Genomic DNA, 19,017 nt, shown 5'->3' with positions numbered 1-19,017 from the left:
AGTGTTTACTATTAAGGATTATTAATATTGGTGTTCTAGCTGGGATAACACTACTTGTAACTCAAGATTGTTATGTCGTTCTAGGGCGTGTCATCAATTAAGCCAAATAACAGAAGCAGCAAGATAGATTCCACCTAAAAAGTTGGTGGCGCGTTTATCGTAGCGCGTCGCAATCGCTCGATACTGCTTGAGTTTGGCAAAAAAGTTTTCAATCAAATGACGGGCTTTGTACAAATCTCGGTCGTAGTCACGAGGTCTGGTACGGTTGCGTTTGGGAGGAATCACTGCGGTTTTCCCCTGTGCTTGAAGTCGCTCAATCACTCGCTCATCGGCATCATAGCCTTTATCTGCCAGTACTGTATCCGCTGCAATGGTGGGTAGCAATTGGTCGGCTCCATCCAGGTCGCAGGCTTGCCCTGATGTCAGGTGGAAGCTCACTCGATTGCCTAAAGCATCCACCACAGCATGAATCTTGGTACTCAATCCCCCTTTGCTGCGACCAATGCAATGGCTTCTGTAGATGCATCCTCCCCTTTGCACCCGCGCTGTGTTGATGGGCGCGGACAATTGTGGAATCAATCATCGCATATTCGTTGTCGGCATCATCTGCCAACTGCTGAAATACCTGCTCCCACACGCCTGTTTTTGACCATCGACTGAAGCGGGTGTGAATCACCCGAAAATCCCCCGAATCGCGCTGGCAAGTCACGCCAGGGGATGCCTGCTCGATAACGATATAAAACTGCTTCGACAAATAATCGATTATCTTTAGCTGTGACCCCCACATAGCTCTCTCGCCCAGGTAGCAGGTCTTTGATTCTCTCCTACTGGTCATCTCGTAGTGTGTATCGGCGCGTCATCTTTTTCAAGAGTATTTATCCTTTTTCAGCAGTTTTTATTCCAGTTTACTTAATTGATGACACGCTCTAGTTCCAAAGCTTGTTGTAGAGTAATCACTTGATTCGCTTGTATCTTGACTGCTTCGGGTAATAAGGGAAATTTTAGAAGATTGAAACTGGGATTAAGGTAATTACTTAACTTATGCACCACCAGATTCAATGTTACTCAATGCTATTGCACAATTAATACCGACGACTACTATGTAGTGATGAGCCGATATAATTACTTAATTACTATTTATACTATTTAAGTCACAGCATACATTAGTACACTAAATATTACAATAAACTTGCATTTACCAAGCGATCGCACCTCAATATTGCACAAATTAGCTTATTTTCGTTTCGAAACAGCCTAATCTTATCCGTACATGTTTTTACTATATCTTTTTTTTACATTGCATCCTGTATAAATGCTAAAATCTTCAAGTAGACAGTTAGGATACTTAGATGCCAGTTGTAGCTAACTCAATCAAGTTTGGTACAGACGGCTGGCGGGGCATTATTGGTGATGAATTCACCTTTGAACGTCTAGCCCTGGTCGCGCCAGTTGCAGCACAAGTATTATATAATACGTATTACTCTACGGTCGGTAGCCGGACGATTATTGTCGGTTATGACCGCCGATTTATGGCGGAAGACTTTGCTCGTGCTGTTGCCGATACCGTTACCGCTATCGGATTTGATGTTTTGCTCAGCGAAACCTTTGCCCCAACTCCAGCATTTAGCTGGGCAGCAAAGCAACTTAATGCTTTGGGAGCACTAGTAATTACCGCAAGTCATAACCCAGGGACATATTTAGGACTAAAAGTCAAGGGTTCTTTTGGTGGATCTGTACCGCCAGAAGTTACTAAAGAGATAGAAGCGCTGTTGTCAGAGGGAGTACCACCAACAACGACCCCAGGCAAGCAAGAGAAATTCGACCCTTGGCCCAGCTATACCGAAGCATTAGAACGTAAAGTTGATATTGCCAAGATTCGGGAGGCGATCGCCTCTGGCAAACTAACTTTATTTGCTGATGTCATGCATGGCGCTGCCGCTGGCGGACTACCAAGATTACTAGGCGATCAAGTCAAAGAAATCAATAGCGAACGTGACCCCTTGTTTGGTGGTGGTGCGCCGGAACCCTTGCCTAAATACCTTTCGCGTCTATTTGAAGTCATCAAAACTCACCGAGAAACGGATAAATCAGGTTTAACAGTGGGGTTGGTATTTGATGGGGACTGCGATCGCATCGCCGCTGTGGACGGAGAAGCCAACTTCTTGAGTTCCCAAGTGTTAATCCCGATATTAATCGACCACTTAACCCTACGGCGCGGCTTCAAGGGTGAAATAGTTAAAACTGTCAGTGGTTCTGACTTGATGCCCCTTGTTGCAGCACTGCATAATTTGTCAGTATTTGAGACAGCAGTTGGTTATAAATACATTGCTGACAGAATGTTAGCCGCAGAGGTATTACTGGGTGGGGAAGAATCGGGAGGGATTGGTTATGGTAGCCATATTCCCGAACGCGATGCACTGCTATCAGCATTATACGTACTAGAAGCGATCGTCGAATCTGGATTAGATTTAGGTGAGTATTATCGCCACTTGCAGGCACAAACAGGGTTTAGCTCAGCTTATGATCGCGTTGATTTGCCCTTAGCAAGTATGGAAGTGCGATCACGTCTTTTGCAACAACTGCAAACCCAACCCTTAACAGAAATCGCTGGTAAAGCAGTGATTGATTGTCAAACAATTGACGGCTATAAGTATCGTCTAGCCGACAAAAGCTGGTTAATGATTCGGTTTAGCGGTACCGAACCAGTTTTACGCCTCTACTGTGAAGCCCCTACACTCGAACAAGTACATAAAACTCTCGCTTGGGCGAAACACTGGGCAGAGTAAAAGTAAAATTAGTCCAGAGTCAAGAGTCCAAATTCCAGAGTTTTTTGCTCCTTGACTTTTGACTCTTGACCGTTGATCCTTGACTCTTGACCAATGACCAAACTACTCGTAGTAGCAACAGGAAATCCAGGTAAATTGCGAGAAATGCAAGCTTACCTGGAAAATTCTGGTTGGGAATTAACTCTCAAACCTGAAGAATTAGAAATTGAGGAGACAGGCAACACCTTTACAGCTAATGCTTGTCTCAAAGCTTCCCAAGTCGCACAAGTAACAGGACAGTGGGCGATCGCAGATGATTCTGGCTTGCAAGTAGATGCTCTCGATGGCGCACCAGGGGTGTATTCTGCACGTTACGGTAAAACTGATGCAGAACGCATTGCTAGGCTATTGCGGGAATTAGGCAACGAAGTAAATCGGCAAGCTCAATTTGTTTGTGTAGTAGCGATCGCTCGTCCTAATGGTGCGATCGTATTACAAGCTGAAGGTGTTTGTCGCGGTGAAATTCTCCATGCACCCCGTGGTGATGGTGGTTTTGGCTACGATCCAATTTTTTACGTTCCAGAGAAACTACTGACCTTTGCTGAAATGACGCGAGAATTGAAGAGGTCAATTAGCCATCGGGGCAAGGCTTTTGCAGCTTTAATACCACAACTAAAAAAGATATCTGAGAATTAGTATTTTCAGTATTATTAATGAAGTTGAAGATATGAGAATACCCAGGTTCTAGGCTTCACAGTGTAAAGCCCAGAGCGCTGTATCTGGGCTTTTGATTATACAGACTTTTATAAAATTAATAGACTACTAGATTTGATATTTTTAGCAGGCAAAAATAACCCATTACAGAAGAATAAAGTGCAAAAAAGTAAGAAACTGTAACGAGAGTTTCTTACTTTGTTTCGCTACTATATTCAACTTCATAGGAAGCGTTGCTGATTTAAGAAATGAAAAACTATCTAAAAGTTAGCCTTTTGCATATACTTCATTCTACATATTCAGCAACACTTACCATCTTGCCACTCAGTATCTAGCACTCAGCACTTAAACTGCTTCTGTGTTCTTTTCGCCGGTACGAATCCGAATCACTTGCTCAACAGGCGAGATGAAAATTTTGCCATCGCCAATTTCACCAGTTCGAGCAGCGGCGATAATCTTATCCACTACCATATCAACTTGATTGTCGTCAACTACAATTTCTACTTTAAGTTTTTGCAGAAACTCAACAGTGTACTCCGAACCACGATATCGTTCAGTTTGACCTTTCTGACGTCCGAAACCCCGGACTTCAGAAACGGTCATGCCAACAATACCAGCATTGACTAAAGCAATTTTCACTTCATCTAGCTTAAATGGGCGGATAATAGCTTCTACTTTTTTCATGTCTTAACTCCTGACTTCTACTAGGTTCGTTTATATATCTAACCAGATCCGCTGTCTGAAGCTGTAACTAACAGCGCTTTTCCTAAAACATCTGTAATAATTGCCACTTTTTTTAAAATAATGTAAACCCTTTGTCTGAGTACTTCCGACATGAAAAACAGCAAGGATTGATTCATTGGTATAGTCCTTAAAGTTCTAACATGGGGAAGTTGCAGTCAAATTAGCATTTTTTATGTGTGTTTTGTAACTTAAAAATAAATAAATTTCGCTACTAAGTAGATATGCTCAGATATTTACAGAGTAATAGAGAAAAATTGCCAGGTAGTCCGAAAGCTCACTGCTGCTGACTGTGGGAGTGTCAACTAACGATTTTGATGTTCAAACAGGGGACGCACTACTAAATACCCAGCGCCAAAAGCGGTAAGCATAATTAAGATGATGGTGATTACTAACCACCAGCCACTTAGTTCTCTTACTTCTGGCTCAGCAATGGGATAGTAGCGTACTTGTTGCTCCTCTATAAAGACTGGTTCTGGCATCGGGAAACCCATTTCCACTCCAGCTACAGAGAAGTCCTTGCGGCGGCTTTTTCCGGGAGGTATTTTGGGCGCTACGGGCGGACGTGGACGCGAAACCTGCTGACGTTGACGTGTTTCAGTCGGTGGCTTGGCTGCACTTTTGACATCGCCAGAAGGATGATTAGCTTGGTGATAACTGGGCGTAGCACGAGAATCTACAAAGTCTTGCAAGTGTAAAAAAGATTGAACGACTTTAGTAATTTCTTGGCGGAGTAATTGATTTTCTTGGGCTAGTTGCTGATTTTGGGCGGTGAGTGCATTTAACCTTGCCTGTGTTGCTTGCAACTCAGTTGACAATTCTCGGTATACAGATAGTGGTACAGAAGGACGGTAGGCTTGATTGGCTGGTATTGATGAATTCCGGTGAACGGAACCTGTGGTTGCTCGCATCGGGGGCTTGGTATTAAAAATCAAGGTTATTAGATCGTACAGAGATGCTAACAGACTATTAAGTTAGCCCTGAAACTATGCCCAAGAATAATAGAAAAATTCCCAGAGAGCAAAGTTTTTTTTAGGATATGGTCTGTAGTCAGTGAATACACAGTTGATAACTGATAACTGAATCAATCAATAGGTTAATTTCGTAACAATGGGAAGAAGTGTCCTACAGGGCCTTGACCTTTGCCAATGTCTAGGGCGTAAGTGAGTGCAGTTGTAACATACTCTTTTGCCTGTTGTACTGCTGACCACAAGTTTTTTCCCATCGCCAGATTAGCAGCGATCGCAGCTGATAGGGTACAACCAGTACCATGAGTATTTTTTGTCTCTACCAGTTTTGTTGTCAAAGTTTCCAGTTTTTGCCCATCAAACCAGATATCAACGCCACGCAAATTTCTCTCCATCCCTCCACCCTTGACTAAAACAGCTTTCACACCTAAATTTTGGTGAATGATTCGGGCAGCAGCTTGCATATCATCCAGCGAATGAATCTGTAGACCACTCAAAATCTGGGCTTCATAACGATTTGGTGTGACAATAGCTGCTTTCGGAATCAGGGCATTACGAAGCGTTTTCACGGCATCATCATCAATCAATTGTGCCCCTGTGCGTGACACCATCACGGGGTCAACTACTAAGTTATCGATTTGTAAAGCTTCTACTTGCTTGGCAACAGCAGAGATAATTTCTTGATTCAGCAACATTCCCGTTTTTGCAGCTTGCACGCCAATATCCTCAACCACTGCCTGAATTTGCGCCACAACAGCCTCAATTGGCATGGCATCAACTCGCGCTACCCCCAAAGTGTTTTGTGCCGTGACGCAGGTTATAGCACTAGTACCGTGGACACAATGAAAGGCAAAGGTGCGTAAATCAGCTTGAATTCCCGCACCGCCACCACTATCTGAGCCAGCAATAGTTAATGCAACAGGCACCCTGGATATTGTTTGAGCGTTCATAAGTGAAAATTACTTGCCAGACGATAGTTGCTTGATAATAGCTTCTAAAGGATTTGGTTGTGGGTTTTGCGGCTTTTCTTGCGGTACAACCGTTAAGTAAGGTTGAATAGCTTCATCAACCCAGCCAGAGTAATATTTGACGCTGGTAGATTTGGGGGAAAGCTCAAGTAACTCTAAATCTCCACGCATGGCATTCCAATTGATGGGAGTCTGCGGTGATACTTGACTAGAACTAATGCCTTGAGGGCCGTTGCCAACTAAATTTAGAGAGACTTCATCCAATCCTCGCACAAAGCGTTTTCCATTCCAATGCCATTCAAAACCAGGCCAATAAACAGCTGGTTTTCCTGGTGACAAAGAACGCTTAAACTCATAAAGGCTTGCACCCTCATCTAGCTTCACCGTAAAGCCTTGAGGATATTTCACCTCATAACGCCCCTTTTGAGTCTGGAAGTCAATAGGACTCCACCACAACACTTCTAAAGTTTCCTCACTGTCGCCAGATAAAGATACAGCAGAAGTTTTATTAGTCAATTTACTATAAAGCGGTAGTCCCTTTGATGGCAGTTTAGCCATTACTGTAAATCGCCAGCAAGTCCAACTTTCAGGATTTTCAGCAGCTTGCCAATTAACTTGACAGACGCCGTTAGCGGTACTAACCCAAAGCTTATCGTTTTCTAACCTGAGTTTGTCAGGAATTGCACCAACTAACGGACTATTATGAACAGTATAAGAAGTAAAAGAACCGGAGTTTAGGTTTTGCGAATTAGGACGATAAGCAACTAGTCCTTTAGCAGGAATGTAAAGATTTCCCTCTCCACTAATATTAGTACCCATCCAAAAAGTAGGACTATTTACATCTCCAGTTATGACTAAATCAGTAATTTGTGTAAACTCAAGTTCTTCTGGTTGAATTAGTGTAAAATTATCAGTTTGCGGATGATAACTAATAATTGTCGCAATGCCGTTATTACCTTCACCTTGTTCAAAAGCAACTGACCACCAAATGCGATTATTATAAATAATAGATGCTGTAATCCGAGGAAAACCCAGTTGATTTCCTGTTGCCGAATACCCCGCCTTTACTGCTACGTCCTGCAAGTCCTTGAGGGTATATAGTGTTTTTTTCTGTGGCTTTTTACTATTAGGAGTAATTAGCTCAAAAACGACTTTATCATCGGCTGGCTTTGGTTCAACTGTTCTTGATATATTGTTGTTTTCTCCCAAAGAGAACTGTGGTTCTCTAACGACTCGATACTGATAAATTTTACCTTGAAAATCAAGATTTTTGAACTTAGGATTTACTAACTCTTGTGCAAATTCTACATAGTTGCTTTGCGGCTGCAACTCCTTGGGTAAAGTTCCCAGTTGTACTGTCCAAGTGTTGTTACTCCGGCAGAAAACAAAATCCTGCTTTAAAGTTTGAAATTTCACTTTATCAGTATCGGCTACGATATTGCGGATATGGTAATTAAAGCTGTCATAAAAGCTTTCATTTTTATTGGGAACAGGTAAAGAAACGACTGTAGCCTTTGGACAGTTTGCCGCTTTAGGGTTGACATCATTAGCCGCCTGAGAAAAACTTTTAACGCTTGGAACACAGGCGCTAAGCATTAAAACAATACTGAATATTGGAATAATTCGTTTCATAGCAAATATTACCCTTTAAGAAGAGCTAGTCTTTTTTAAACTCACAAAAATAACTACAAAATCTCTTGATAAAATTTCTAATTTTTAATTTTTTTTTGAAATAGTTAATATACTCAAAGTCTCTAAATATTAAAAATAAAATAGTTTTAATAGTGCCACATACATATTTTGTGGCAGCGCTTTTACAGCATGGAGATTCCAGGTGTAACTGGTAAAAATTACTGATTTTATGCTATCACTTACTGCTAGAGTATCGATTCAGTAATCGCAAAAACCCGATTTCTTTTCGGTAAAACGATTAATTATCGTTGACTTTAGAGACGTTGCATTGCGACGTCTCTACGAAATAATCGGTTTTTCTCGACCCTATCTTGAATACTGAATCGGTGTTCTAGCCTAAGCCTTAAAATAAATTTTGGGCTTTGTAGAGACGTGAAGTTTTACGTCTCTACATAACTAATGAATACTAACTACTGATTTTGTTCCGATCGCAACTCTTGTAATGCTCTTTGTAAATACTTACCCCATTCCGCCGCTAAAGGGATTTCTGTAAACGGAACGCGCACCGAGTTAGCGGGTTCGGTAAATACAAATTCTAACTCAATAGCCCGACCTTTTTCAGGTATATTTTCTAAATCTACTGACTTGTCATCTACCAAAAGACGGGTTTGTTGAACGTCAAGCAAAGAGAATGTTTCTAGCTTAATCGGGCCTTTTGGTGTGGGTTTTCCCCAGGTAATATTGTTACCTTTTTGACCTAATACAGCATAAATATCGTACTTAGCCCGTTCAAATTGCTCTGCCCAAGTGCGATAGGCTTCAACTTTTTGATACTCTTTCGAGCCTTGCCAAGCCAACCAGAAAAACATTACTAACAGCGGCAACCACAAAAGACCTCGTTCCATCGTTTAAAAAAGTCCTGAGTCCTGAGTGAATATTGTAACTAAAGCGCAAAATACATCAAAAAGAAACAGAGATTACGTTATGGTAGTGAACAAACTGGCAAAAAGCGGTGATGAGTTAATATGAGAAAACTTATATTATTGTGCTTGTTTGTCATTGGGTTGGGAGCTGCCATATTTGGTTTCCTAAATTTTCAGGGACTAGCAGCTAAAGGCGAGTTTGAGACGATTTTGCTCGATTTTCGGGAAGATATTCCACAAGAGGTAGTGCAGCAAAATCTCCAAGCGATCGCTAAACAATATAACGTTACACCCCAATTAGACAACAAATTTTCGGCGAAGGATAATGTATATATTATCGAGGGCGATCGCCAGAGACTCAAAAAACTAAAAAAATCTCCATTCGCTCAAGTTACAGAATTTATCGAGCCAAACTACATCTACAAAATTCCCAATCCCGGTAAAACCGCTTGGTTGGGAGAATTTTTACGCCCGCAAGAAGACGAAGCAAATCCCTCGTTAGTTGGACCTAATGACCAGTATTACAGCAAGCAGTGGAACCTGCACAAAATTGGCGTTGAAGGCGCATGGAGTCAAACTAAAGGCAGCGGCATCACCGTTGCTGTGATTGATACCGGGATTACGCGTGTGCGGGACTTGTATGAGACAAAATTTGTCAAAGGCTATGACTTTGTTAACGACAAAGAAGAAGCCAAAGACGACAACGGACATGGTACTCATGTAGCTGGAACCATAGCCCAAGCCACTAATAACAAATATGGCGTAGCTGGAATTGCCTACGAAGCCAATCTGATGCCTTTGAAGGTACTCAGTTCTTATGGTGGTGGTACAGTTGCCGATATCGCCGAAGCGATTAAGTTTGCTGCGGATAAAGGCGCAGATGTGATTAATATGAGCTTGGGTGGTGGTGGTGAAAGTCAGTTAATGAAGCAAGCGATCGAGTATGCTCATAGAAAAGGTGTAGCGATCGTTGCCGCAGCCGGGAATGAAAACACTAATGGCGCAAGCTATCCAGCCCGTTATCCCCACGTCATTGGCGTTTCAGCATTTGGCCCAGATGGAGAAAGAGCACCCTATTCTAACTTTGGTGGGGGGGTGGATATCTCTGCTCCGGGTGGCAGTGAAGCTGGTAAGATTCTGCAAGAAACCATTAACGAAGAAGGCGAAGGAGTATTCCTTGGCTTGCAGGGTACAAGCATGGCTTCCCCCCACGTTGCTGGTGTTACGGCATTAATCAAAGCCGCTGGAATCAAAGAACCAGATGAAATTTTAAAAGTCCTTAAGCAGTCAGCACGAGTTATCCAGGATGATGGTTTGAACTATTATGGCGCTGGGCAACTCAATGCCGAAGCAGCAGTCAAACTAGCCTTCAGTGGGCAAATCAGTTTCCCAGATTTCTTCAGGTGGTTACGAGATAACGGCTATCTTAACCCCGGCTTTTGGATTGATGGTGGTGCAGTAGCACTAATACCCAAGGTTTTAATGGTAGTTGGTTCCTACCTACTCGCTTGGTTTTTAAGGGTTTACTTCCCCTTCTCTTGGAGTTGGCCATTATCCAGTGGCTTAATTGCTGGCAGTTCTGGGTTATTTTTTCTCAAGGGAATCTATATCTTTGACCTTCCCCAGTGGCCTTTCCGAGTTGTAGGCAGTTCAATTCCCGAATTAGGCAATACGCTTCAGGGAACTGATGCTTTTAATCCTCTATTTGCCAGCGTGCTAATTCCCATTGGGTTAATGGCATTGCTGCTGGGAAATTCTAGTTGGAAATGGTTTGCGATTGGTTCAACCCTAGGTATAGCTGCATGTTTAACAGTAAGTGCAGTTTACGACCCGGCAGTTTGGGGATTAGGGAGTGGTAATCTAGCACGCGTCTTCCTCATTGCCAATGCCCTACTTTGTTATGCACTTGCTCGTTTAGCATTGAAAAATAGCGAAGAACCAGCTTAGAAAGGGACTGGGTACTGTGGGTTGGGTGTAGAGAAAACTCTTTTCTATATTCCTAATTCCCCAGTCCCTAATCTCCAGTCCCTAATCCCCAATCAGCACTCGAAAAAATATGAGCATCACAGTTACAGGAACAATTGAACGCCGTGACATTGGCACAGGCACATGGGCATTACTCACCGACGAGGGTGTTACCTACGAAATCCTCAAAGGTGCTGACAAGAACTTACTCAAAGCTGGACAAAAAGCAAAAGTTAAAGGACAGGTGCGTGAAGATGTTATGACAATCGCCATGATTGGCCCCGTCCTAGAAGTCAAATCCTTTGAGGTGATTAGTTCTGACTAACTGTAGAATTCAGAACCTCTTGTAGACGACTTCTAAATTCCCCTTTGGGATGACCTCCTTTTACCTCACCCACAATCTGAAATTCTGCTTCTGGAGAATCACAGATAATGTAGGTAGGCCATCCCATTTCAGATTTATCAGGATACTGAGTTAGTAGTATCATGCGATACTTGCGGTAAGCAGCCGTATCCTGCATTTTTACATCGATAAACTGCAAACCTAATTCCTCAGCCACCTTTTTGTCATAAAAGGACATTTTGTGGCAGATGCCGCACTCTTCTGAAGAGAACTTAATCACAGCTAAATTCATGGACTGGTCAATCTCTTGGCTTTAGGCAAAATATTTTAGCATAGACCATGAACACTAGCATATTGCTGAAAGAGTGAACAATGAGAGTCAAGCAGTTTAACGCCAAAATATAGAAAAAAAATTAAGAATGTGATTAAATATCACAGCAATCATTTTTGATTGGCATCTCTGACTCACAATATAAGGAAAGCGATTTCAGAAATGAGTGAGCAGGTTTCGCTCTTGGCTGATAACAGGGTACTCAAAGTCTACTAGCAATGGGACAAGAGTAGCCACGACAAACTCGTTGCAAGGAAGGCAAGTCTTAAAAAAACCCCCAGTCGGTGTTAGCCAACCAGGGGAGTGAGTTATCAGGGTGCATCTACCAATTAAATATTCTCAGGTTGAACACTATTCTCCGGATAAATTTGTAGAAACGCAGGTAGTTGTTTTTTTCTAAAATAAAAAAACCCCAGTCGGTGTTAACCTACTAGGGGAGTGAGTTATCAGGGTGCATCTACCAATTATCTGTTCTAGGGACAAGTAGTGTCTTCCGGATAAAAGTGTCACAATCAATCGATGGTGATGCCAACAAAAAAAATCCCCAGTGGGTGTTAGCCAGCTAGGGGAGTGAGTTATCAGGGTGCATCTACCAATTATCTGTTCTAGGGACAAGCAGTATCTTCCGGATAAAAGTATCACAGTCAATTGATGGTGATGCCAACAAAAAAAACAGTGGGTGTTAGCCAGCCAGGGGAATGAGTTATCAGGTGCATCTACTAAATTAAATATTCTAAAGTTAATCACTATCTACCCGATAAATTTGGTTAGATATGATATAATCATTAACTCTCAATCAAACCTGATAAATGCGGTTTTATGGATGAAACATTTAGGTTTTCAGGTTTAGCCAATAGCAAGAAACCCAAGTTTCTGACTGGTGCAAGATGTGAGTTAGATTTAAGCTGTTGCTTTGTGCTCACCGAAGAAAAAACTCTTAATGGGTGTTAGCCAACCAGAGGAGTTAGTTATCAGGCACTTTTATCAACTTAAAGTTCAAGTCAGTCTAGAAGCTGCTTTTAGAAATTGTTTTGTTCCTGACATTTAACTGTAAATGCCTATTGGGAGGGCTACCGCCTCCTGACTTGCGGCAGAGTAGCATTGACTGCATTTTCAGGGACAACCTAGAAACGAGAATTTTGAGGGGTTGGGCTTAAGCTGGCACCAATGCTTATCGGGGTGTATCTACCAATTAAATAACTAGTAAGCTCCAGTAAAAAATGGATATGTTGAGAGTTTTTGCCGGTTCAACAAAAAACCCCCAGTAAGTGTTAGCCAACCAGGGGAGTTAGTTATCAGGGTGCATCTACCAATTAAATGTTCTAGGTTTAACCCCATTCTCCGGACAAATTTACTAAAAGATCGATTGTAGTTGTGTATTAAAAAATCCTAATGGATAGTAACTGACTAGGAAAGTTGAAGATCAAGGTGCATTTGCCAATAAAGTATTCTAGGGTTAAGCACAATTTTCTGCTCAAGAATAACTGCGTCAAAAGTTGCTGTTGTTTGCCAAAATAAAAAAAACCCCCAGTGGGTGTTAGCCAACTAGGGGAGTTGAAGATCAAGGTGCATCTACCAATAGAGTGTTCTAGGCATAAGCAATCCGATCCGGATAAAGTTGTAAAGGCAGAAAAAGCAAAGCAACTGGAGTCAGAAACATTCAGTGGCGGGATGCATCTAAGTTATCAGAGGGAGTGAAAAATCGACTTGAAACTTTTGCGTTTCAAACCAGATTTAGGAGGCGAACTGAAACTGTGACCCAGGAATTTCACATTTCCGTAACTCCAGTAGGGCAAAATGACTACTTGGTGCGGACGGAACAGGTCGCGCCTGGGGTGCCATTGGCTGAAGAATTGGTGACTTGGCCTGTAGCTGATTGGTTGATGGCTGCTGGGCATTTGATGAACGACCCTTTGAAGTCTGTGTTACAAGGGGATGCCATCGCAAGAAACTCTGTAAACTTGGTGGCGTTGGGTCAACAATTTTATAACGCGCTGTTTCAAGGCACTCTCAGAGATAGTTGGATTACTGCCCAAGGTATTGCCCAGAACCACCAACAGGTATTACGCTTGCGTTTGGGGCTAAAAGACACTAGGTTAGCTCGTCTGCCCTGGGAAGTGATGCACGCAGGCGATCGCCCTCTGGCTACTGGGCCTTATGTGGCTTTTTCGCGGTTTCAAAGTGGCATTCTCGGTGGATCTCGTTTGCGATCGCGGAATATCCCGTCACCGCTGGAAGAAGGTGGCGTGAAAGTCTTGATGGTAATTGCTTCCCCTACAGATCAAGTCCGTCTTGACTTGCTAAAACAAGAAGCCATCAAACTGCAAGCTGAACTTCATCGCCAAATACTGCGACCTGTTGAAAGCGGCAATCATCTGCCAGAAATTGAACTTGCTTTGTTAGATCAACCAGGCCGGGAAGAACTGACGCAGGCGCTTGAACAAGGAAGATACCATGTTCTGCATTACTCTGGTCATAGTAACTTAGGTTCTAATGGTGGAGAAATTTATCTTGTCAGTAAGAGAACTGGCTTAACGGAAACTTTGAGCGGAGATGATCTGGCTGGCTTGCTCGTTAACAATAATATCCAAATGGCAGTGTTTAACTCCTGCTTGGGGGCATATGCAGCTACATACAATGCCTCTGGAGACACGGGTGAACGCAACCTCGCCGAAAGCCTGGTGAAACGGGGGCTGCGGAGTGTTTTGGCAATGTCAGAACGCATTCCCGATGAAGTGGCTGTGACACTAACACAGTTATTTTACCGTAACTTGAGTCAGGGATATCCTGTGGATTTGTGCGTGAGTCGGGTACGCCAAGGATTGATTTCCGCTTATGGTTCTCACCAAATGTATTGGGCATTACCCATTTTGTATCTCCAGCCAGAATTTGATGGTTTTCTCAGCCCGGAAATTTACTTGTCTGATCCAGAGTCACTGAACCAGTATAATAATTCACCTCTGGCGGCAACCCCTAGTTCAATGTACTCTGCTGTGGCAGATGATACTGAGGTGCCATTAGCAATCGAGGAAATGCTCCCCTCTGGTTTAGCACGCGATTCTGAGATGGACTGGCTAGGTGAAGATACATGGGGTGATCTCGTTGATGAAATTGAGTATGATGACCCAAGCTATGCAGAAGATTCTGCTATAGTTTCGGATTTGTTTCGCCAGCTAGATAACCAAAAAGCCACACCTGAAAAAACTTCGATGAATGCGGAACTGGTGCAACAGATTCAAGAAGATATGCTTGATGAAAGGCAGGTTTCAGAAGAAATAACTTCTCAAGAGCAAGAAGTAGGGTTGTGGGGAGAAAACCCTGCTACGGAAATTCCCGCTGCTGGGCACTTTGAAAGAAATTGGGAGAGTTCTCAGCTTTTGCGTAGGCGTAGCCCAACCCAGGCATCGCAACCAATTTCAGCGAGACGTCGTACTCAACGCCGCAAGCTATGGCCGATTGTTGGGATTGTGGGCGCAGGTGCGATCGCCACCATTATCGGTTTAAATTTTTGGGGACAACGACCTCAAGCAACCTTACCTGAGATACCATCAATTCAGTCTCTACCCATCCAAAAGCAACCGATTATCGATTTAAATACAGCTGCAACTGGAATTGTCACTGCCACCGCTACTGAAAAATTGAGCCAGGGTGACTTACAAGCTGGGCTGCTAGCTGTAGAAGAACTACTTAATCGTGGTGCACTTGCTGCGGCTGAAGCTGCTCTTAAACTGGTTCCTAATCAACAAATCGGTGATCCATCTGTCAACTTTTTCAAGGGACGATTGGCGTGGCAGTTTATCCAAACTGGAGACAATAAATACAGTGTTGATGATGCTCGCCGTTATTGGGAAAATGCTGCAAAAGCTAAACCAGAATCACTTTTGTATAATAATGCTTTAGGATTTGCCTATTACGCTGAAGGCAATCTAAATCGAGCTAATGACTCTTGGTTCAAGGCTTTGAATTTAGCTCTCAGACAGCAGAACACACCTTCTAATGCTGCTATATCGATGACAAAGACGGTAGCATCTAAGGATGCTTTAACTTCCTATGCTGGTTTATCTTTGGGATTATATAAATCTGCATTAGCTCAACCTAATTCTAAACAGACACAATATATTAGTGAAGCAATAAAGTTACGACAAACAGTTATCCAATATGATCCGATAAATTTTCAGATAGATAAATTGAGTAGCAATTGGTTATGGACAGAACAAGCAATTGCTGATTGGCGATCGCTTCTTCAGAAAAAAAGTGAAGAGTAGTCAACAAGTCCAAAGTCAAAAGTATTGACCATTGACTCTTGACAAGTGACAAATGACAAAACTATTTAATTCCTTCAAAAGGCCCTAGAAAAGTTGGTAGAGGGCGAGTGATGTGAACTTCCCACAAAGCTTTGAGAGTAGACAACTTTTCCCGCAGTGTATAGTACATAACAGTTTCAAAACTGTAGCTTCCCCAATCTGATGTTCCTAAACCAATGACTTTTATCCCAAGCTGGCTACAAGTATAAATAGCGCGAGGTAAATGGAATCGCTGGGTAATTAAAACTGCTTGTTGTACTCCAAAAATATCTCTGGCGCGATAGCAACTTTCATAAGTGCTAAACCCAGCATAATCTAATGTAATGTCTTGAGCAGCTACGCCCCGTTCTACTGCGTAACTCTGCATCGCCTGGACTTCATTGTAGTCTTGGCGGCTGTTGTCGCCTGTCATCAACAGCTTTTTAACTCGTCCCAATTTGTAGAGTTCTACAGCAGCGATGACGCGATCAGCTAGCATTGGTGATGGCGTACCATCTACCAAAACACCTGCGCCAAAGACAATTGCAACCCGCTGGTCTGGAATTTGTACTAGGTTAGTATGGCAGCGACTTTTAGTAACTGCATTCACATAGAAATTCAATACTACTGGACTGATTGTTGCACTAAACACTAGTAATCCAAATATGAGTCGCCAGTGTGGCAAAAACCATTTACGCAGCATAGTTTTAATCGTTATGATAATTCTGTTTTAGCAATAGACGTAGTATTGGTGGCGATGTTGCAGTTGAGCAGTTGAGGCGATCGCTTTTGACTTTGAATGCAAACAAAAATTTACCATTCAAGTTTCTAGTAAAACAAGCTGGTATTTAGGCAGTAAATTTTACTTTTCAGTCTGGTTAAATCACGAATACTTAGAACTTGTGGATGAGTATTTCAGACTCGCGCACGAATGTTTGTAACTTATTAACGAGTTACAAATATTCTTTTACGTCTTTAACCGTTTTTTACACGACTTCTCCAGCCCGAAAAATCTGTTCAGCAGTTAAATTCAACTCTGGGAACGCTAGCGACTGAATGCGGTCATTACCTCTAAATTGCTTAACCTGATACTCACCTTCAATTAGTTGGTAAATTGAGATAGTCGGTTGTTTCGGATTGCCAATAAACCGCCTACCACCTAAGCCGAGGTAATCTACAATCCAATATTCAGGAATGCCCAAAGACTCATAATCTTCTAGCTTCAAAGCATAATCATCACTCCAGTTGGTTGAAACAACTTCTACAACCAAACGAACGGAAGTACCTCGCGTGATGATAGATTCTTTTTTCCAACGAGGTTCATTATTGAGAGCTTTCCTATCAAGAACGATAACATCTGGTTCATAACCTGAATCTGTGTTAGCGGACTTGATGAGGCATTCTTTAGGGATAAAGCAAGGGATGGACAAACGTGTTATTTCCACAAACAGAGAACCGATGATAAACCCAGTAATCTCTGAGTGCATCCCTGTTGGCTTCGGCATTTCAACAATTACCCCATCATGTAGTTCATGATGCTTGTCTGAAGATTCTGGATACCAAGCAATAAATTCATCAAATGTGACTTGTTTGGGTAAGGCTTGAGTCATATTTTGCCCCCTTGCTTTGTGCAAAATTTGATCCCTCTCCAAACCTCTCACCAAAGCGATGAGAGGTTTAATCAGCGAACTTACGTTAAACCTTAGCTGACGCAGGAGTTGGTATCACTTTCAACCGCTTAAACATCGCTTCTCGCGCTTGCATAGCCAAGGTATCATTTAACGGTTGTAGTGCGATCGCCTCCTGATACTTTTGCCGCAGTGCTGTTTGAATTAACCAATCGGCGACAAAGGGATTTTTAGGTAACAATGGCCCGTGGGAATAAGTAGCGATCGCATTCTGATAAAATGCTCCTTCTGTCCCATCTTCACCATTGTTGCCTAAGCCATATACAACTCGCCCCAAAGCTTCCACTTTTCCAAGCTTGGTGCGTCCGCCGTGATTTTCAAAGCCAACTAGATACGGTGTGCTACCCATCATTTCTTCTAAATCCTGCGCCAAACGTGTGGCTGTAACTTCAATTACTAAATTGCCAATACAGCGCTTAGTATTTTCACCAGGATGCACAGAGACTAAATCGAGTATCCCCAAACCTTCAATACGCTGTCCAAATGCTGGTTCATAGTAATGTCCTAGTAACTGGGGTGAACCACAGGTAAACACTCCCGGTGTACCATTTTCAATTTTCTCGCGCATGGCGTCGGCTTTTACACCCTGCAAATCACGCATGACAATTTCTTGCTGGCGGTCTTGTGCGCCACCACCAACGATGACGTCTACAGTTTTAATATCTGCGGCTGTGGCGTTTTGATCTAGGGGTAAGACTTTAACAGTGTATCCGCGCCACTGAGCGCGACATTCTATAGTAATAACATTACCGCGATCGCCATAAGTACTCATTAGCGTTGGATACAGCCAACCGATTGTTAATTCTAACTGTTGAGAACTCATAACTCCTCACTCATAACTGATAACTCATAACTTTTTCTTTCTATGCTTCGAGAATCCGGTGTATATAATGAATCTGTTCTCAGTTGCGTGTTGGCTTGTAAAAAAAATGTATCACTAACTAGTCAAATGAGTAAGTATAAATTTTAGTCTGATTATTCACCCAATGAATTGATCACGTCAAGAAATCTTGATAAGAACTAGAAATCAATAATTTGATGGTTTAGCTTTGTCGCAAACCTTTTACCTGTATTTAAGTTTATTTTACAGATTTATTTAACTTTAAAAACAATCTGTTTTAGTAATTTATGTAACAGTTTTTTAGTCAGGATTGCACATTTTCTTAAAAGAGTAACTGACAAATTTGAATAAATATTTCTTTATCAGTTTAAGTCTCCCTATTGAGCCGTAATATTACAGGGTTACAGGGTTTATTTGATAACTTAATAAATTGGCGTATGGATTGTAAAACAGCTACCTTGGTTTACCAAACTGAGAATCATCTAGAAAAGATTCGTGAGATTTTTCCAGAGGCTTGGAAGTTCTTAGAGGAACAATCTTTTGCTTATGTTAAGGGGAAGGAAGACAAGTTTGACTTGGCAGTAAAAAATTTAATTGGTGAATCAAATTTCAAATATAGAATGGTTCACCGTGATGACAAAGACCAATTAACGAAAGACTTAGCAGATTTATTAGGTGATATTACATCACGGTTACTTCTAGAGAAATATTTTTCAGAACTAGTTGGTCAACAACTTTTCTTTAGCACCATTTGTTGTAATAGTCATATTACCGCTGACCACGAGATGAGTTTAGAAGAGGTTTTACCAATACAGCGTGCAGCGGTTAAGTTGCAATAGGATTGGAGCATTGGGG

Annotated in this window: 16 protein-coding genes and 1 pseudogene; 6 read left to right on the top strand and 11 right to left on the bottom strand. The window is 42.2% G+C overall.

Features of this window, described 5'->3' with window-relative positions; genetic code table 11:
- Positions 1-93: 93 nt before the first annotated feature.
- Positions 94-818: pseudogene (locus HCR01_RS01190) on the bottom strand (IS5 family transposase).
- A gap of 531 nt (positions 819-1,349) precedes the next feature.
- On the opposite strand from HCR01_RS01190, the gene HCR01_RS01185 reads away from it, so the two are divergent.
- Complete coding sequence (locus tag HCR01_RS01185; RefSeq protein ID WP_193193730.1) at positions 1,350-2,786, top strand: phosphoglucomutase/phosphomannomutase family protein; 1,437 nt, start codon at positions 1,350-1,352, stop codon at positions 2,784-2,786.
- 93 nt (positions 2,787-2,879) lie between these two features.
- Positions 2,880-3,461, top strand: a complete 582-nt coding sequence (rdgB, locus tag HCR01_RS01180; protein WP_193193728.1) for an RdgB/HAM1 family non-canonical purine NTP pyrophosphatase — start codon at positions 2,880-2,882, stop codon at positions 3,459-3,461.
- A gap of 363 nt (positions 3,462-3,824) precedes the next feature.
- On the opposite strand, the gene HCR01_RS01175 is transcribed toward rdgB, so the two are convergent.
- The 6 genes from HCR01_RS01175 to HCR01_RS01150 form a co-directional block, all read right to left on the bottom strand.
- Positions 3,825-4,163, bottom strand: a complete 339-nt coding sequence (locus tag HCR01_RS01175; RefSeq protein ID WP_012410794.1) for a P-II family nitrogen regulator — start codon at positions 4,161-4,163, stop codon at positions 3,825-3,827.
- A 38-nt stretch (positions 4,164-4,201) separates the two neighbouring features.
- Positions 4,202-4,339 (bottom strand): hypothetical protein, encoded by a 138-nt coding sequence (locus tag HCR01_RS01170; RefSeq protein ID WP_193193727.1) that lies wholly within the window; start codon positions 4,337-4,339, stop codon positions 4,202-4,204.
- Positions 4,340-4,525: 186 nt separating this feature from the next.
- Complete coding sequence (locus HCR01_RS01165) at positions 4,526-5,131, bottom strand: bZIP transcription factor (RefSeq protein ID WP_193193725.1); 606 nt, start codon at positions 5,129-5,131, stop codon at positions 4,526-4,528.
- 185 nt (positions 5,132-5,316) lie between these two features.
- Positions 5,317-6,138, bottom strand: a complete 822-nt coding sequence (gene thiD, locus HCR01_RS01160; RefSeq protein WP_193193723.1) for a bifunctional hydroxymethylpyrimidine kinase/phosphomethylpyrimidine kinase — start codon at positions 6,136-6,138, stop codon at positions 5,317-5,319.
- A gap of 9 nt (positions 6,139-6,147) precedes the next feature.
- Entirely contained in the window at positions 6,148-7,788 is a 1,641-nt protein-coding gene (locus HCR01_RS01155; protein WP_193193721.1) for a hypothetical protein, read from the bottom strand.
- Positions 7,789-8,258: 470 nt separating this feature from the next.
- Positions 8,259-8,693, bottom strand: coding sequence for a hypothetical protein (locus HCR01_RS01150; protein ID WP_193193719.1), 435 nt, complete (start codon positions 8,691-8,693; stop codon positions 8,259-8,261).
- 120 nt (positions 8,694-8,813) lie between these two features.
- Between HCR01_RS01150 and HCR01_RS01145 the strand changes: the two genes are divergently transcribed.
- Both HCR01_RS01145 and HCR01_RS01140 read left to right on the top strand, forming a co-directional pair.
- Entirely contained in the window at positions 8,814-10,658 is a 1,845-nt protein-coding gene (locus tag HCR01_RS01145; protein ID WP_193193718.1) for a S8 family peptidase, read from the top strand.
- A gap of 109 nt (positions 10,659-10,767) precedes the next feature.
- Positions 10,768-11,001 (top strand): hypothetical protein, encoded by a 234-nt coding sequence (locus HCR01_RS01140; protein WP_191757065.1) that lies wholly within the window; start codon positions 10,768-10,770, stop codon positions 10,999-11,001.
- On the opposite strand, the gene HCR01_RS01135 is transcribed toward HCR01_RS01140, so the two are convergent.
- Positions 10,988-11,311 carry a thioredoxin family protein gene (locus HCR01_RS01135; RefSeq protein ID WP_193193717.1) on the bottom strand — a complete coding sequence of 108 codons (324 nt, stop codon included), beginning with the start codon at positions 11,309-11,311 and terminating at the stop codon, positions 10,988-10,990. The genes HCR01_RS01140 and HCR01_RS01135 overlap by 14 nt on opposite strands.
- A 1,793-nt stretch (positions 11,312-13,104) precedes the next feature.
- On the opposite strand from HCR01_RS01135, the gene hetF reads away from it, so the two are divergent.
- Positions 13,105-15,615: a cell division protein HetF gene (hetF, locus tag HCR01_RS01130; RefSeq protein ID WP_193193716.1), complete on the top strand. Its 2,511-nt coding sequence runs from the start codon at positions 13,105-13,107 to the stop codon at positions 15,613-15,615.
- Between the two features lie 61 nt (positions 15,616-15,676).
- Here the strand turns inward: hetF and HCR01_RS01125 are convergent, their stop codons facing one another.
- From HCR01_RS01125 to HCR01_RS01115, 3 genes are all read right to left on the bottom strand, one after another.
- On the bottom strand, positions 15,677-16,336 hold the full coding sequence (locus HCR01_RS01125) for a vancomycin high temperature exclusion protein (protein WP_193193715.1): 660 nt from the start codon (positions 16,334-16,336) through the stop codon (positions 15,677-15,679).
- A 283-nt stretch (positions 16,337-16,619) separates the two neighbouring features.
- Positions 16,620-17,243, bottom strand: coding sequence for a Uma2 family endonuclease (locus HCR01_RS01120; protein WP_193193714.1), 624 nt, complete (start codon positions 17,241-17,243; stop codon positions 16,620-16,622).
- 85 nt (positions 17,244-17,328) lie between these two features.
- Positions 17,329-18,144 (bottom strand): type 1 glutamine amidotransferase, encoded by an 816-nt coding sequence (locus tag HCR01_RS01115; protein ID WP_193193713.1) that lies wholly within the window; start codon positions 18,142-18,144, stop codon positions 17,329-17,331.
- Between the two features lie 455 nt (positions 18,145-18,599).
- On the opposite strand from HCR01_RS01115, the gene HCR01_RS01110 reads away from it, so the two are divergent.
- A complete protein-coding gene (locus HCR01_RS01110) occupies positions 18,600-19,001 on the top strand; it encodes a hypothetical protein (protein WP_193194220.1) in 402 nt (133 codons plus the stop codon).
- The last annotated feature ends 16 nt before the right edge of the window (positions 19,002-19,017 follow it).

The sequence above is a fragment of the Nostoc sp. MG11 genome, from assembly GCF_014904695.1.
Classification (GTDB): Bacteria; Cyanobacteriota; Cyanobacteriia; order Cyanobacteriales; family Nostocaceae; genus Komarekiella.
The sequence above is the reverse complement of the archived record's forward strand: the minus strand, read 5'-3'. Positions and strand labels throughout refer to the sequence as shown.

Bases quoted from the DNA above. Each gene is read 5' to 3' on its own strand.
- HCR01_RS01185 (WP_193193730.1), top strand. From the start codon at position 1,350: ATGCCAGTTGTAGCTAACTCAATCAAGTTTGGTACAGACGGCTGGCGG.
- rdgB (WP_193193728.1), top strand. From the start codon at position 2,880: ATGACCAAACTACTCGTAGTAGCAACAGGAAATCCAGGTAAATTGCGA.
- HCR01_RS01175 (WP_012410794.1), bottom strand. From the start codon at position 4,163: ATGAAAAAAGTAGAAGCTATTATCCGCCCATTTAAGCTAGATGAAGTG.
- HCR01_RS01170 (WP_193193727.1), bottom strand. From the start codon at position 4,339: ATGAATCAATCCTTGCTGTTTTTCATGTCGGAAGTACTCAGACAAAGG.
- HCR01_RS01165 (WP_193193725.1), bottom strand. From the start codon at position 5,131: ATGCGAGCAACCACAGGTTCCGTTCACCGGAATTCATCAATACCAGCC.
- thiD (WP_193193723.1), bottom strand. From the start codon at position 6,138: ATGAACGCTCAAACAATATCCAGGGTGCCTGTTGCATTAACTATTGCT.
- HCR01_RS01155 (WP_193193721.1), bottom strand. From the start codon at position 7,788: ATGAAACGAATTATTCCAATATTCAGTATTGTTTTAATGCTTAGCGCC.
- HCR01_RS01150 (WP_193193719.1), bottom strand. From the start codon at position 8,693: ATGGAACGAGGTCTTTTGTGGTTGCCGCTGTTAGTAATGTTTTTCTGG.
- HCR01_RS01145 (WP_193193718.1), top strand. From the start codon at position 8,814: ATGAGAAAACTTATATTATTGTGCTTGTTTGTCATTGGGTTGGGAGCT.
- HCR01_RS01140 (WP_191757065.1), top strand. From the start codon at position 10,768: ATGAGCATCACAGTTACAGGAACAATTGAACGCCGTGACATTGGCACA.
- HCR01_RS01135 (WP_193193717.1), bottom strand. From the start codon at position 11,311: ATGAATTTAGCTGTGATTAAGTTCTCTTCAGAAGAGTGCGGCATCTGC.
- HCR01_RS01125 (WP_193193715.1), bottom strand. From the start codon at position 16,336: ATGCTGCGTAAATGGTTTTTGCCACACTGGCGACTCATATTTGGATTA.
- HCR01_RS01120 (WP_193193714.1), bottom strand. From the start codon at position 17,243: ATGACTCAAGCCTTACCCAAACAAGTCACATTTGATGAATTTATTGCT.
- HCR01_RS01115 (WP_193193713.1), bottom strand. From the start codon at position 18,144: ATGAGTTCTCAACAGTTAGAATTAACAATCGGTTGGCTGTATCCAACG.
- HCR01_RS01110 (WP_193194220.1), top strand. From the start codon at position 18,600: ATGGATTGTAAAACAGCTACCTTGGTTTACCAAACTGAGAATCATCTA.